Origin of the sequence: Candidatus Symbiopectobacterium sp. NZEC127 (genome assembly GCF_025962675.1) — a bacterium.
In the GTDB taxonomy this organism is placed as follows: Bacteria; Pseudomonadota; Gammaproteobacteria; order Enterobacterales; family Enterobacteriaceae; genus Symbiopectobacterium.
The window spans coordinates 1,739,117-1,754,761 of the sequence record NZ_JAGFPG010000001.1 but is presented as its reverse complement, the minus strand read 5'-3'; the positions used below and the strand labels follow the sequence as shown (position 1 = coordinate 1,754,761).

8 protein-coding genes are annotated in these 15,645 nt (G+C 53.4%); 5 read left to right on the top strand and 3 right to left on the bottom strand.

Annotation, left to right across the window (positions count from 1 at the left end):
* The first annotated feature begins 59 nt into the window (after positions 1-59).
* The gene (hypF, locus tag J5069_RS08120; protein WP_264643336.1) at positions 60-2,333 is read left to right on the top strand and encodes a carbamoyltransferase HypF; all 2,274 of its coding nucleotides are present in this window, start codon (positions 60-62) and stop codon (positions 2,331-2,333) included.
* Between the two features lie 254 nt (positions 2,334-2,587).
* Positions 2,588-6,787: a YrIlm family inverse autotransporter adhesin gene (gene yrIlm / locus J5069_RS08115; protein WP_319801665.1), complete on the top strand. Its 4,200-nt coding sequence runs from the start codon at positions 2,588-2,590 to the stop codon at positions 6,785-6,787.
* A 133-nt stretch (positions 6,788-6,920) separates the two neighbouring features.
* On the opposite strand, the gene J5069_RS08110 is transcribed toward yrIlm (J5069_RS08115), so the two are convergent.
* Positions 6,921-7,079 (bottom strand): hypothetical protein, encoded by a 159-nt coding sequence (locus J5069_RS08110; RefSeq protein ID WP_264643335.1) that lies wholly within the window; start codon positions 7,077-7,079, stop codon positions 6,921-6,923.
* Between J5069_RS08110 and J5069_RS24265 the strand changes: the two genes are divergently transcribed.
* From J5069_RS24265 to J5069_RS24205, 3 genes are all read left to right on the top strand, one after another.
* Positions 7,020-7,238, top strand: coding sequence for a hypothetical protein (locus J5069_RS24265; RefSeq protein WP_413542206.1), 219 nt, complete (start codon positions 7,020-7,022; stop codon positions 7,236-7,238). The two genes, J5069_RS08110 and J5069_RS24265, sit on opposite strands and share 60 nt — an antisense overlap.
* 364 nt (positions 7,239-7,602) lie before the next feature.
* Positions 7,603-10,500: a YrIlm family inverse autotransporter adhesin gene (yrIlm, locus tag J5069_RS08105; RefSeq protein WP_413542205.1), complete on the top strand. Its 2,898-nt coding sequence runs from the start codon at positions 7,603-7,605 to the stop codon at positions 10,498-10,500.
* Complete coding sequence (locus J5069_RS24205) at positions 10,497-12,116, top strand: Ig-like domain-containing protein (protein WP_319801663.1); 1,620 nt, start codon at positions 10,497-10,499, stop codon at positions 12,114-12,116. The genes yrIlm (J5069_RS08105) and J5069_RS24205 overlap by 4 nt, the downstream gene beginning before the upstream one ends.
* Positions 12,117-12,246: 130 nt before the next feature.
* On the opposite strand, the gene J5069_RS08100 is transcribed toward J5069_RS24205, so the two are convergent.
* Positions 12,247-13,089, bottom strand: coding sequence for a heme/hemin ABC transporter substrate-binding protein (locus tag J5069_RS08100; RefSeq protein WP_264643334.1), 843 nt, complete (start codon positions 13,087-13,089; stop codon positions 12,247-12,249).
* 10 nt (positions 13,090-13,099) lie between these two features.
* On the bottom strand, positions 13,100-15,265 hold the full coding sequence (locus tag J5069_RS08095) for a TonB-dependent receptor plug domain-containing protein (RefSeq protein ID WP_264643333.1): 2,166 nt from the start codon (positions 15,263-15,265) through the stop codon (positions 13,100-13,102).
* Positions 15,266-15,645: the final 380 nt, after the last annotated feature.

Genomic DNA, 15,645 nt, shown 5'->3' with positions numbered 1-15,645 from the left:
CGTGATTTTTTACGCTGATGAAGAAAAACATAATATTCCTCTGGAGTTTAGCTCCAACTATGAGCAACGGTATTCGCATCCGCGTTAAAGGCAAAGTGCAGGGGGTGGGGTTTCGCCCTTACGTGTGGCAACTGGCGCATCGACACCAACTGTGTGGCAATGTCAGCAATGACAGCGCAGGGGTGTTGATTCATCTGGTGATGTCACCGCAGGTTGCCTCGTTCCTTGACGACCTTACTCGCGAATGCCCACCCCTCGCTCATATCGACAGCATTGAATCACACCCTTATGAATGGGAGCAGCAACCCGCCGACTTTAGCATTGCGCACAGCGGCGCGGGTGCGATGGATACGCAAGTGGTGCCTGATGCGGCAACCTGTCCCGCCTGTCTGCAAGAGCTGATGACGCCCGGCAATCGGCGCTATCACTATCCCTTTATTAACTGCACCCACTGCGGGCCGCGTTTTACCATTATTCGCCATATGCCTTACGACAGGCCTAATACGGCGATGGCGACGTTTCCGCTGTGCTTGCCTTGTGCCGCAGAATATCAAAACCCTGCCGACAGACGCTTTCATGCCCAACCGACGGCGTGCCCGGATTGTGGGCCACACGCGTGGGTGTGCGATGCCAATGGCAATGCGCTGGCGCAGGGCGACACGGCACTGGAACTGGCGGCGAGGGCGCTGCAAGCGGGGCAGATCGTTGCAGTCAAAGGGCTGGGTGGTTTTCATCTGGCGTGCGATGCCACGCAACAACATGCGGTAGAGCAATTGCGCCTGCGCAAGCATCGTCCCGGCAAACCGCTGGCGGTGATGTTGCCGGATGAGCACTGGCTATCGCGCTGTGCGCAACTGACGGATGAAACGCCCGCCATCAACCTGATGAAAAGTGCTGCTGCACCCATCGTGTTGCTGCCGTTGCAACGTGGCGGCGCGCTGTGTGATGCCATTGCGCCCGGATTGAGTGAAGTCGGGCTGATGCTGCCCGCCAACCCGCTCCAGCATCTACTGCTGGCTTTGGCGGGTCGCCCGCTGGTGATGACCTCCGGTAATGCCAGCGGCAAACCGCCCGCGTTGACCAACGCGCAGGCGCTGGACGATCTCAATGGCTTGGCCGATCTTTGGCTATTGCATAATCGCGATATCGTGCAACGCGCCGACGACTCGCTGGTGCGCTGTCATGATGGCGCTGCGGAAATGCTGCGTCGTGCTCGCGGCTATGTTCCCGATGCGTTTACGCTGCCGCCCGGTTTTGAACACCAGCCCGCACTGCTGGCGATGGGGGCGGATTTGAAAAACACCTTCTGCCTGCTGCGCGATGGGTATGCCATTGTCAGTCAGCATCTGGGCGATCTCACCGACAGCGATGTCGAGCAGCAGTATCAAAACGCGATAGCACTGTTTGAGGATATCTATCGCCTCACACCCACGGCGATTGCCGTGGATGCCCATCCTGGCTATATCAGCCACCGCCTCGGACATCAGCGTGCCGACGATGCCGGTATTGCCTGCCATGAAGTGTTGCATCATCATGCCCACATTGCCGCCTGTCTGGCGGAGCATGGCTGGCCGCGCAATGCCGGACCGGTTGTTGGCTTGACGTTGGATGGTATCGGCTATGGCGAAAAAGGCCAATGGTGGGGGGGGGAATGTCTGCTGGCCGATTACCGTTCCTGCTTTCATCGGGGCGGGCTGCCTGCGGTCGCGTTGCCGGGTGCGGATTTAGCCGCTCGCCAGCCGTGGCGTAACCTGCTGGCGCAGTGGTTGCGCTTTGTGCCTGACTGGCGAGAGCAACCGCAGGCGGCGAATTTTCCTCAGCATGTGCTGCCTTTGTTGATCAAGGCGATTGAGCGCGGCGTGCAATCGCCGCACAGTTCGTCGGCCGGACGCCTGTTCGATGCGGTTGCGGCGGCAACGGGATTTGGCGTGCGTGAACAAAGCTGGGAAGGTGAAGCCGCTTGCCAGTTGGAAACGCTGGCATGGCAAAGCGATGTCCAGTCTCACCCGGTATCGATGCCGCTTGTCGGCAATCTGTTAGATCTGGAGACATTCTGGCATGAATGGCTGGCCTATCAGGCTGCGCCCGCGCGGCGCGCTCATGCCTTTCACGTGGCGTTGGCGCAAGGCCTGGCTGCGTTAGCCCGGCAGGTTGCGCGTGAGGAGAATACTCATACTATCGTGCTTTCCGGCGGGGTTCTGCATAACCGACTGCTCAGCACATTACTGCGTCAGGAACTCACTGATTTTACTGTATTACAGCCGAGACGTTTGCCTGCGGGCGATGGCGGTCTTTCATTGGGGCAGGCGTTGATTGCTGCGGCGCGTGGATAATAAGAATATTATTTAGTTTTGTTGTTTTTAAATAGTGACTTTAAGGTTTTAACTGTATTTAAATTACTTTTAATTAACGCTGATTGTAATGAGTTTAATGAATTTAAAATAACTGTAAATATATCTCTCTTGTTATGAAATCAAATTCCTAAAAATAATCATGATCAATAATCTATGATTGTCACTGCAATGGTTAATCGATATTTTTATGACGATTATTATTTTCGTCTATTAATTTATTGTAGGTTTTGTAGATGGCAAGAAATGTTTTTTCTCAGGAAAAGGCAACAGTACGTTTCTTTTCAAAAAAAGTTACTGCGGTTGCATGGGTTAATATCTTATTTCAATTGTTTTTTCCCTTAAGTCTATCGTTCTCTCCGGCAATAGCGGCGGCTATAGCCGATTCCTCACCTGCTTTTTCCTCAACGGAGCCTTATCTTTTAGGCCCCGGAGAAAACATTGACACTGTTGCGAAAATGCACGGAGTTTCTGTTGAACAACTTAAAAAAATCAACCAGTACAGAACATTTTCCAAACCCTTTTCAGCCCTGACGACGGGCGATGAAGTTGAAGTGCCGCGTAAGCAATCCCCTTTCTCCATAGACAATCAACCGCCAGTTCAGACAGAAAACCGATTCGAAAACCAGGCAATGGCAGGGGCGACGATGCTATCCAGCAAAAATGCCGCTAAATCGGCAGAGCAGATGGCGCGTTCTGCGGCCAATAGCGAAGTCAACAGCTCTGCACAGCAGTGGTTGAGCCAGTACGGTACTGCTCGCGTACAGCTTAACGTCAATGATGATTTCAAGCTCGATGGCAGTGCAGTAGACGTACTGGTGCCGTTGAAAGATAACAATAAAAATATGTTATTTACTCAGCTAGGGGCACGAAATAAAGACAGCCGTAATACCGTAAATACCGGTATCGGTTACCGTACTTTTCAAGATAATTGGATGTACGGCGTTAATACCTTTTTTGATAATGATATTACCGGTAAGAATCTCCGGGTCGGCGTGGGCGCAGAGGCCTGGGCTGACTATCTGAAAATGTCGGTGAACAGTTATTTTGGCCTGACCGGTTGGCATCAATCGCGTGACGCTGTTGATTATTATGAGCGCCCCGCCAACGGTTATGACGTGCGTGCCGAAGCCTATTTACCTGCTTACCCGCAGTTAGGGGGTAAACTGATGTATGAACACTATCGTGGCGATGATGTTGCGTTGTTCGGTAAGAATAATCGCCAGAAAGATCCGTATGCCATAACAGCGGGACTTAATTATACCCCGATCCCGTTATTTACCGTAGGTGCAGAACATCGCGCAGGCAAAGGCGGGCAATCAGACAGTAGCCTGAATCTCCAGTTCAATTATCGCCTCGGATCATCCTGGCAGTCGCATATCGATCCTTCTGCGGTGGCATCAAGCCGTACCTTGGCGGGCAGTCGTTACGATCTGGTCGAGCGTAACAATAATATCGTGCTGGAATATCAACAGCAAAACCTGATCCGTCTGACGTTGCCAGAACAGATCAGCGGAGACGCAGGGACTACGGTTACCGTGAATGCGCAGATTAACAGTCGGCATGCACTTGATCGGGTTGAGTGGGATAACGGCGCGTTGTTGGCGGCTGGTGGTAGCTTTACCCAGATATCCCCACAGGTCGTGTCGATCACCCTCCCACCTTATCAAGAGGCACGCAGTGGCAACAGTAATGTGCATACGATAAGTGCAGTGGCTTACGACAGCCAAGGCAATGCATCTGCTCGTGAGACTACGCGGCTTGTCGTTGCATCCACTATGGTAGAAATCACGGCCGCCAACCTGACGGTGACAGCCGATAATGCTATCGCTAACGGCACGGCGACCAACGCCGTGCAGGCGATAGTGACGAACGCCAGCGGCAACCCGGTTGCGGGGCAAACGGTCAACTTCTCTGCCAGCAATGGTGCGGCCATCACCACAGTGATTGGCACCACAGGCACAGACGGTATTGCCACGGCGACGCTGACCAGCACCACGGCGGGCAGCAGTGTGGTCACCGCGACGGTAAACGGTAAGAGCCAGACGGTGGAGACCCGCTTTGTGGCGGATGACACCACGGCAGAGATTACCAAAGCCAACCTGACGGCGACCACCAACGATGCGCTGGCGAACGGCGCGGCGAGCAACGCGGTGCAGGCGCTGGTGACTGATGCCAGCGGTAACGCGGTGGCGGGGCAGTCTGTGGACTTTACTGCCAACAATGGCGCGAAAATCACCACGGTGATCGGCACTACTGGGACGGACGGTATCGCCACGGCGACGCAGACCAACACCACGGCGGGCGTGAGCGTGGTGACCGCCACGGTAAACGGCAAGAGCCAGACAGTGGAGACCCGCTTTATGGCGGATGACACCACGGCAGAGATTACGAAAGCCAACCTGACGGTGACCACCAACGATGCGGTGGCGAACGGCACGGCGAGCAACGCGGTACAGGCGCTGGTGACGGATGCCAGCGGTAACGCGGTGGCGGGGCAGTCTGTGGACTTTACCGCAGATAACGGAGCGAAAGTCACCACGGTGATCGGCACCACTGGGACGGACGGCATCGCCACGGCGACGTTGACCAACACCACGGCGGGCGTGAGCGTGGTGACGGCGACGGTAAACGGCAAGAGCCAGACGGTGGAAACCCACTTTGTGGCAGATGAGGGCACGGCAGAGATTACCAAAGCCAACCTGACGGCGACCACCAATGATGCGGTGGCGAATGGCACGGCGAGCAACGCGGTACAGGCACGGGTGACGGATGCCAGCGGTAACGCGGTGGCGGGGCAGTCTGTGGACTTTACCGCAGATAACGGAGCGAAAGTCACCACGGTGATCGGCACCACTGGGACGGACGGCATCGCCACGGCGACGCTGACCAACACCACGGCGGGCGTGAGCGTGGTGACGGCGACGGTAAACGGCAAGAGCCAGACGGTGGAAACCCGCTTTGTGGCAGATGAGGGCACGGCAGAGATTACCAAAGCCAACCTGACGGCGACCACCAATGATGCGGTGGCGAATGGCACGGCGAGCAACGCGGTACAGGCACGGGTGACGGATGCCAGCGGTAACGCGGTGGCGGGGCAGTCTGTGGACTTTACCGCAGATAACGGAGCGAAAGTCACCACGGTGATCGGCACCACTGGGACGGACGGCATCGCCACGGCGACGCTGACCAACACCACGGCGGGCGTGAGCGTGGTGACGGCGACGGTAAACGGCAAGAGCCAGACGGTGGAAACCCGCTTTATGGCGGATGACACCACGGCAGAGATTACGAAAGCCAACCTGACGGCGACCACCAACGATGCGGTGGCGAATGGCACGGCGAGCAACGCGGCACAGGCGGTAGTTACTGATGCCAGCGGTAACGCGGTGGCGGGGCAGTCTGTGGACTTTACCGCAGATAACGGAGCGAAAGTCACGACGGTGATCGGCACCACTGGGACGGACGGTATCGCCACGGCAACGCTGACCAACACCACAGCGGGCGTCAGCGTGGTGACGGCGACGGTAAACGGCAAGGGACAGACGGTAAATGTCACTTTTGTGTCGGATAACACCACGCCAACAATAGCCGATGCGGATTTTACGGTAAGTAGCGGTGCGCTCGCGAACGGCACTGACAGTAATGCGTTGAGTGTTGTGGTGAAAAACGGGCTGGGCAATGTGGTCCCTGATATCACAGTGACCTTTGCGGTAACGAGTGGTAGCGCGACATTAACGACGCCTACTGTCCAGACGGATGCGAATGGTGTAGCGCAAACCACGCTGACAAGTCGGGTTGCCGGAGATAATCAGGTAACGGCGACAGTGGGCATGCACACAACGAAAGCCAAGGTTTCTAGTTTTGAGGTTCTTCGTTTAACCGATATCACCGTCAATGGTCATCAGTTTGGACTCGACGCTAAGTTCCCTTCAACAGGATTTACCGCCGCAACGTTTACATTAAATACAAACACAAATCCCACGGATTACACGTGGAGCTCAAATCAGCCTGCTGCGATAACGGTTGATAATGTAGGTCAAGTGACACTCAGCAACGCGCCTTCTGGCCCTGTGACAATCACTGCGGCATCGAAGGATGGTTTAGATCCGCTGGTCTATACATTTACTGTTAAGCAGTGGTTCACAAATAATGGAGGTAATACATCTACATGGACAGGGGCAAATCAGTGGTGCACAGATCAGGGATTGTCACTGCCAACAGCAACTCTGCTCTCTCAAGGGAGCGGTATTCGTGCATATGGAAGCTTATGGGGGGAGTGGGGAAATGCAAGTGTGTACCAAGGTTCTGGGTTCCACAGTAACTTCAACAGTTATTATTGGAGTTCTCTAAATACGTTACTCCTTCATATGCCTTCGGGTGATGTGCGTGGTAGCGGCACCAATAATTGGATGGTGTGTAATAAAGCGCTTTAATGATTATTCTTTCTCTCTCAGTATGTAGCATTGATGAACGTTCAGGCTTGTGCCTTCCAGATGGCAAGCCTGAGCCTCATAAATTAATCATGGTAAAATCATCAGTGAGTATGCGTGGATGCCGGGGATGCGATTAATACCCCGGATAAAACCCGGCACACAGCGTTTGTACCGTGTGTGCCACTCTGGGTCCCATGCCTGGCACTAGCGCCTGATCGATGGCAACAATACGTTGCTGGCGCAAGGCCTGACCGCGTTGGCTCGACATGCGGCGCGTGAGGAGAATACCCATACCATCGTGCTTTCTGGCGGGGTTCGGTATAACCGACTGCTCAGCATATTACTGCGTCAGGAGCTGGCTGATTTTACCGTATTGCAACCGAGGAATTTGCCGGCAGGGGTTGGCGGTCTTTCGTTGGGACAGACATTAATTGCAGCAGCGCGTGGATAATAGTGAAATTAATGTCAATATTTTGTTGCCTGATATATAGGTTGTTTTAAAAAACGTGCTGATGGATTTGATTTTAAATAAATCAGTTTATATGTATTTAAATTGCTTTTAAATAACGCTCAAAAGTAAGGTTCTTAATGAATTGAAATTAATTGTAAATATATCGCAGCTGCAATGAAGTCAAATTCCTAAAAATAATATTTCATTGAACTTATTTCTTGTTTTGTTAAAACTCAAAGGCTACCTTTCTCGCTTCTTAATTATTTGGTTTTTTTATTAATTCTGAGTTTAACATATGTCATACAACTATTTTGTTTACAAGAAAAGAAAGTTTGAGCAAAGAGTTTCTCGCAAAGTCACCGTAATGGTGTGGGTAAATATCTTTTTCCAATTGCTATTTCCACTGAGTATTTCTTTTTCTCCAGCGATGGCTGCGGCTATCGCTACTCCAGCGCATACTTTTTCAGATACTGAACCGTATGTGTTAGGTCCCGGGGAAACGGTTGATGCTATTGCAAAAAGATATGGAGTTTCGGTTGAAGAACTACAAAAAATCAACCAGTACAGAACGTTTTCTAAACCCTTTTCATCCCTGATAACGGGCGATGAAGTTGAAGTGCCGCGTAAGCGATCGCCTTTCTCTGTAGACAATCAACCGCCTGCTGAGACAGAAAATCGGCTCGCAAGCCAGGCGGCAGCAGGGGCGACGATGTTGTCCAGCAAAAATTCCGCCAAATCAGCAGAGCAGATGGCGCGCTCCGCAGCCAATAGCGAAATCAACAATTCTGCACAGCAGTGGCTGAGCCAGTACGGCACTGCCCGCGTACAGCTAAACGTCAATGATGATTTCAAACTTGATGGCAGCGCGGTAGACGTTCTGGTGCCGTTAAAAGATAACAATAAAAATATGTTGTTTACTCAGCTAGGGGCGCGGAATAAAGATAGCCGTAATACCTTAAATGCGGGTATCGGTTACCGTACTTTTCAAGATAATTGGATGTACGGTGTTAATACCTTTTTTGATAATGATATTACCGGAAAAAATCGCCGGGTGGGTGTGGGTGCAGAGGCTTGGGCTGACTACCTAAAATTGTCCGTGAACAGCTATTATGGTCTGACTGATTGGCATCAGTCACGTGACTTTATTGATTATTATGAGCGCCCCGCCAACGGTTATGACGTGCGTGCAGAAGCCTATTTACCGGCCTACCCGCAGTTGGGGGGTAAACTCATGTATGAACACTATCGTGGCAATGATGTTGCGTTATTCGGTAAGAATAACCGACAGAAAGATCCGTATGCCCTGACGACAGGACTTAATTATACCCCTATTCCGTTATTTACCGTGGGGGCTGAACACCGCGCGGGCAAAGGCGGACAATCTGACAGTAGCCTTAATCTCCAGTTCAATTATCGCCTCGGATCATCCTGGCAGTCGCATATCGATCCTTCTGCGGTAGCGTCGAGCCGTACCTTGGCGGGTAGCCGTTACGATCTGGTCGAACGCAATAACAATATCGTGCTGGAATACCAAAAACAGGATGTTATTCGCCTGACCCTTCCTGCTCAGATTAACGGTGAAGCAGGGACTGCGGTCACAGTGAATGCGCAGGTTGACAGCCAGCATAGCCTTGATCGTATTGAGTGGGACAGTAGCGCACTCGTTGCGGCTGGCGGTGAGTTTTCGCAGGTTTCGCCGCAGTCTGTGGTAATGACATTGCCTCCTTATCAATCAGCACGCAATAGCAACAGCAATGTCTATACGGTAACAGCGGTAGCCTACGACAGTCGAGGAAATGCTTCTCCTCGCTCAACGCTGCAAATTTCTGTAGAGCCAAGTACAGCAGACATTACTGAAGCCAATTTAACAACAACGACAAATAACGCGCTGGCGAACGGCACAGAGAGCAATGCGGTGCAGGCGGTAGTTACTGATGCCAGCGGTAACGCGGTGGCGGGGCAGTCGGTAGACTTTACGGCCAGCAACGGCGCGCAAGTCACCACGGTGATCGGTACCACCGGTGCGGACGGTATCGCTAAGGCGACGCTGACCAACACCAAGGCAGGCACCAGCGTGGTGACGGCGACGGTAAACGGCAAGCGTCAGACGGTAAATGTCACCTTTGTGGCGGATGAGGGCACGGCAGAAATCACCGAGGCCAACCTGACGGCGACCACCAACAATGCGCTGGCGAACGGCACGGAGAGCAACGCGGTGCAGGCACTGGTAACGGATGCGCGCGGTAACGCGGTGGCGGGGCAGTCGGTGAACTTTACGGCCAGCAATGGCGCGCAAGTCACCACGGTGATCGGTACCACCGGTGCGGACGGTATCGCGAAGGCGACGCTGACCAATACCACTGCGGGCACCAGCGTGGTGACGGCGACGGTAAACGGCAAGGACCAGACGGTGGAAACCTGCTTTGTGGCAGATGAGGGCACGGCAGAGATCACCGAAGCCAACCTGATGGCAACCACCAACGGTGCGGTGGCGAACGGCACAGAGAGCAATGCGGTGCAGGCACTGGTGACGGATGCGCGCGGTAACGCGGTGGCGGGGCAGTCGGTAGACTTTACGGCCAGCAACGGCGCACAAGTCACTACGGTGATCGGTACCACCGGTGCGGACGGTATTGCTAAGGCGACGCTGACCAACACCAAGGCAGGCACCAGCGTGGTGACGGCGACGGTAAACGGCAAGGACCAGACGGTGGAAACCCGCTTTTTAGCGGATGAGGGCACGGCAGAGATCACCGAGGCCAACCTGACGGCGACCACCAACGATGCGGTGGCTGACGGCACAGAGAGCAACGCGGTGCAGGCACTGGTTACGGATGCGCGCGGTAACGCGGTGGCGAGTCAGACGGTGGACTTTACGGCCAGCAATGGCGCGCAAGTCACCACGGTGATCGGCACCACCGGTGCGGACGGTATCGCTAAGGCGACGCTGACCAACACCAGGGCAGGCACCAGCGTGGTGACGGCGACGGTAAACGGCAAGGACCAGACGGTAAATGTCACCTTTGTGGCGGATGAGGGCACGGCAGAGATCACCGAAGCCAACCTGACGGCGACCACCAACGATGCGGTGGCTGACGGCACAGGGAGCAACGCGGTGCAGGCACTGGTAACGGATGCGCGCGGTAACGTGGTGGCGGGTCAGACGGTGGACTTTACGGCCAGCAACGGCGCGCAAGTCACCACGGTGATCGGTACCACCGGTGCGGACGGTATCGCTAAGGCGACGCAGTCACCACGGTGATCGGTACCACCGGTGCGGACGGTATCGCTAAGGCGACGCTGACTAACACCAAGGCAGGCACCAGTGTGGTGACCGCCACGGTAAACGGCAAGGACCAGACGGTAAACACGCTTTTCATCGCCGATCACAACACGGCGAAGATAGCTGATGCGGATTTTACGGTAGGGAGCGGTGCGGCAGCAAACACCGAGCAGAGCAATGTGCTGAAAGCTGTGGTGAAGGACGGGCGTGGCAATCTGGTTTCGGGTATCACGGTGACCTTTGCGGTAACGAGCGGTAGCGCGACGTTAACGATCCCTGAGGTCCAGACGGATGAGAGTGGCGTGGCGCAGACCGCACTGACCAGCCTGGTGTCAGGCGACAACCTGGTGAAAGCCTCGGTGAATGGCAGCAGTACGCAAGAGAAGAACTCAAGGTTTAACGGTGACATTAACACGGCCGTGATTGAACGCGCCTGGGTGGAAAAAGACAATGCTATTGCTGATGATGTCGACTATGTTGAGCTGCGTTCTCACGTTGTCGATGCAAATGGCAATGCGGTTGAGGGTGTCACGATATCAGCAAGTTGGGGCGACAATGTCCAACATTTAGGTTCAACGCGGACTGATACTGATGGCATCTCTACCCATCGTTTCAAAAGTAATGTTGCGGGTTCTAAATCAATAGATTTGAGAACGTATATCAATGGTACTTATGGCCCTTACGTTTATTTGAGACCTGTTTTTATCGCGGACAACAGCACGGCAACGATAGCTGATGCGGATTTCACGGTAGCCAGCGGTGCGCTTGCCAACGGCTCTGACACTAATGCATTGCATGTTGTGGTGAAAGACGGGCTGGGAGATGTGGTTCCTGATATCACGGTGACCTTTGCGGTAACGAGCGGTAGCGCATTGTTAACGACACCCACAGCCCAGACAAATGCGCAAGGCGTGGCGCAAGCCACGCTAACGAGCAGGGTTGCCGGAGATAATCAGGTAACGGCGACGGTGGGCACGCACACTACAGCTGCACAGACATCCACGTTTACTCCGGAGGAATTTACGGGGGTCACAACGAATGACTACACCTTTAAAATTGGCGATGGATTTCCTACTACCGGATTTCGTGCAGCAACATTTACGTTAAACGTCAGTGGGAACGCGAGTGCTTATACATGGAACTCAAATCAACCTGGCGCGATAACGGTAAATAATGGTCAGGTAACACTGAACAATCCACCTTCTGGACCTGTGACTATCACCGCCACCCCGACAAATGGGCTGGGAGAGACGTTGAATTACTCGTTTACAGTGAACAGGTGGTTTACTAATAACGGCTCAACAAAGTTAGACTGGACAAGTGCCAACACATACTGCGACCAACAGCCGGGATTTAAGCAACCACATTCGATTGCTATTAATGGGAATGCTAGTTCCCGTCGCATTGGGTCCCTGGTGTCTGAATGGGGAGATATGAATAAACATACTGGCGCGGGGTTTTCTGAAACGCTCTATTGGGTCGATGTTGTAGGCGCAAGTCGGGGCTATCAGTGGTATGCGGACATCAGAAATGCTGGCGTTAACACGATGCTAGAAACTACCCCACTGGGAGTAATATGCAGTAAGGCACTTTAATATTGTATTATCTCAATTACTTATATAGCTTTATCGTGTGGTCTTGAGAATAAGAAGTAAAGGGCAGCTGTTACGGCTGCTCTTTTTTATTGGTATAAATCGGGCCTGGGTGATTTGATTTACCCTCGACTCAAGGCCCCGGATAAAAACCGGCACTTAGCGCCTGCACGGCGTGTGCCACTCTGGGTCCCATGCCTAGCACCAGCGCCTGATCGATGGCAACAATACGTTGCTGACGCCAGGCGCGAGTGTGGGTGATGCCGGGCACCGCAGCCAATGTGTCCAACCCACCCGCGATACTCTGCGATGTCACCACGATCACCTCTGGATCGGCGGCGATCATCGACTCACCGCCATAGGGCCGATATTGAGGGTGGGTTGCCATATTTTCTCCCCCTGCCAGTGCGATCATGCCATCGGCGACGGTGTTTTTGCCCGCCACCATGGCCCCGCTGCCTGCGACGCTAAGCAAAAATAGCACCTTTACCGGCGTTTTTTGTGCCGCGGTGAGTTGATGTACCCGCTGAAGATCCGCATTGATCTGCGCGATAAGCGCCTCTCCCTGTTCGACTTTTTGTAACAGGTTAGCCGCCTGGCGTATCGTGCCGATCAACTGCTGCGGCGTGCTGGGCGTGCGTTGAAACAGCGCGACCTGAACGCCCGCCTGGCGTAACTGATCCAGCGCGGCTTGCGGTTGGGCGTCCTGCCAGGTCATCACCAGCGAGGGCTGCAAAGACAACATGCCGTCCACGTTTAGCTGCTGCCAGTGGCTGACCTTGGCGAGCGTTTGTGTTTCGGGCGGGTAGGTAGTGGTTTGATCCACCCCTACCACTGCGCTGCCGCTCCCTACTGCATAGACGATTTCCGTCAAAGCACCGCCAGCGACCACGATACGCGCTGGCGTTGATGCTCCCTGTGCGGGCAGACTACATGCCAGACAACCGATAAACAGCGCAGATATCACCCTTAACATGTCATTTCCCTCAGAATGCCATGGAAGCGCCAATCACCGTGCTGAATCCGGAGGCTGGAATGCCTTCATGCGCGGTGGTGTAGCGTTTGTCCAGCAGGTTGTTCAGCGCCCAGTTCACCTGATACTGGTCATCCTTACCGAAGGTGGCGGTAAACGCCAGATTGGCCGTTGCCCAGCCAGCATGCTGGGTTTCCTGATCGGCGGTGCGGTCTTTGGCTCGCGTTGCTGCGCGCAGGAAGGCATCAGACTCCAGTGAGAACAGGTTAAACAGGGTGACATGCTTCACGCCAAAGCGCCCGGTGAATGTAGGTTCGCCGGTGTCAAAGGTGCTGCGGTTTTCCAATTCCAGCTCACGGCGAATCACATTTCCGGTGACATAAGGGGATACCGTCCAGCCCAGATATTCTGCATGCAGTTCCAGTCCGTAGGTTTTCGCACTATTGGCGTTAGCATAGTAGCGGCTGCGGGTATCAGTGCTGCCAGCGCAGGCAGCGCTGCCCGCGCAGTTGAGCGTGGTGATGTAATCTTTGGCGCGTGAGTGATACACCGCACCGTCCAGCAACCAGTCTGCATTTTTATAGCGAGCGCCCAGTTCATAGTTGTCCGAACGCTCCGCTTGCAGGTTCGGGTTACCGTAGGTGGTGCCGCCGCCTGCGCTGGTGTCGTAGAACTTATGCGTCAAGGTTGGGTAAACATAACCCTGTGCGTATGAGGCGCGTAATTGTGTATTGGTAAAGCCAGAATAGCGCAGCGTGGTGGCGGTTACGGTGGTGCTGTCGTGCTCGCGCTGGCTGGCTTTGGAACTGTTGGTGTTAGCAACGCCGTTTACGCCAATCATGGCAGGGAAGCCATAGCGGGTAATAATGCCATTACTGGTGCTGCCATAAGAGAGTGATTCTACCCAGTATTGGCGCGCGCCCAAGGTCCAGGTCCACTCTGGCGTGATTTTCCATTCATCCTGAGCAAATAACGACCAATGAGTTTGCTGCCAGTGTGCGCCAGAGTTGATATTCGGATTGATATTGATGTTGTACGGGCTTCCCAAGAAGCTGATCGTTTTGCCAATATTGACGTTGGTTGATGCGGTTTGTTTAACATCGTCGCGTGACCACTGCCCGCCGACAATCAACAGGTGATTATCCCAGGGGGTGAGATCGGTTTGCACTGTGATGCCATCGCTAACCTGTTTGTCATGGGTGCCGGTTTTCAATGCCATCACAGAATCGGTCATTGCCCAGCCTTCATAGGTGAAGTCAACGCCGCTCTGCACCAAATCGTTGCGGAATTCCCGCTTGATGTTTTGCCGGTAGGCGTCCACATGCACTTTTTTCAGCAGGCTATTGCCGACGTTCCAGTCGTAGAACAAACCGATTTTATCGCGTTCCAAATTGGGAATGCGCACGCTGAAGCTGTCATAGTCGGTGGAGCTGTTGTAGGTCTGGGTACTGACTTTATATCGGTCCAGTGACAGTCCGAACTTGTGTTGGCCGAGGCGATAGCCCAGCCAGGCGGATTGGCTGTTGTTACGAAAATCGGTACCGGGCAGGCGACCATCCGGCGTGCTGCGATTGCCCTGATCGCTGTAGCTGCCGCTGAGGCGATATTCAAAATCCCCCAGTGAACCATAAGCGATCGCCGATTGTTGCCAGCCTGCGGTCGCGCTGTCATACATCACCTTGATTTTACCGTCGATGGGCGAGTCTCCACCTTTGCGGGTGATAAAATTGATAATCCCGCCAATGGCCTGTGAGCCGTACAGCACCGAGTGTGGTCCTTTCACCACTTCCACGCGCTCGACATAGGAAGGATCGATCAGCAGGCCCAGACTGTAATTGGGGCCGGCGCGCTGATAGGTCACTTCCTGCCCGTCGATAAGCACCAGCACGCGCGAGGCTTCTTCGCCACGAATTCGAATCTGCTTACGCCCGGCCAACGAGCTGTCAACAATATCCACCCCGGGAATATCCCGCAGCGCTTCTGCCATCTGATCGCCGGTAAATCGGCTCAGTTTTTCACTGTCGATAACCTGCATACTGACCGGACTTTCCCACAGATTCTGTTCGGTGCGCCCGGCGCTGATGACCGTGATTTCGTCTTCCTGTCCGGCCGCCAGCGAGGTATTGCCATAAATAAGCGGTAGTAAACATACCGCTGTGTGCGTCATTATTTTTTTCATCTGTTATCCCTGAAAGGCAAACAATTCTCATTTGCATTGCGAATTGTTGTATTTCAAATGAAACATTTGATCAAAATATATTTATGTTTTTGTGATGGTTGTCATGAATTATTTTTAATAAACACTTGATTTTTGTGTATTTAATTAAATTAAGCAATCTTAATGAAGTGATGATATTTATCATTGATGTAACAATATTATTAACTTTTATTTTTAACGTTATGATTTTATTTTGTATTTTCATTTTGTTGGATCTGACGGTTTTTACAAAAAAGCGAAAAATGCGTTAACGCCGCTGTGAGTCTTGAGCCGCGTTTCCGTTTGGTCGGCAATTCACGTCTGGGCGTGTTGCTAAATACAAATAGTTATCATCTAATCTT

What these genes read in the sequence shown, in the direction of transcription:
- hypF (WP_264643336.1), top strand. Translation starts at nt 60, where the DNA reads ATGAGCAACGGTATTCGCATCCGCGTTAAAGGCAAAGTGCAGGGGGTG.
- yrIlm (WP_319801665.1), top strand. Translation starts at nt 2,588, where the DNA reads ATGGCAAGAAATGTTTTTTCTCAGGAAAAGGCAACAGTACGTTTCTTT.
- J5069_RS08110 (WP_264643335.1), bottom strand. Translation starts at nt 7,079, where the DNA reads ATGGGTATTCTCCTCACGCGCCGCATGTCGAGCCAACGCGGTCAGGCC.
- yrIlm (WP_413542205.1), top strand. Translation starts at nt 7,603, where the DNA reads ATGGTGTGGGTAAATATCTTTTTCCAATTGCTATTTCCACTGAGTATT.
- J5069_RS08100 (WP_264643334.1), bottom strand. Translation starts at nt 13,089, where the DNA reads ATGTTAAGGGTGATATCTGCGCTGTTTATCGGTTGTCTGGCATGTAGT.
- J5069_RS08095 (WP_264643333.1), bottom strand. Translation starts at nt 15,265, where the DNA reads ATGAAAAAAATAATGACGCACACAGCGGTATGTTTACTACCGCTTATT.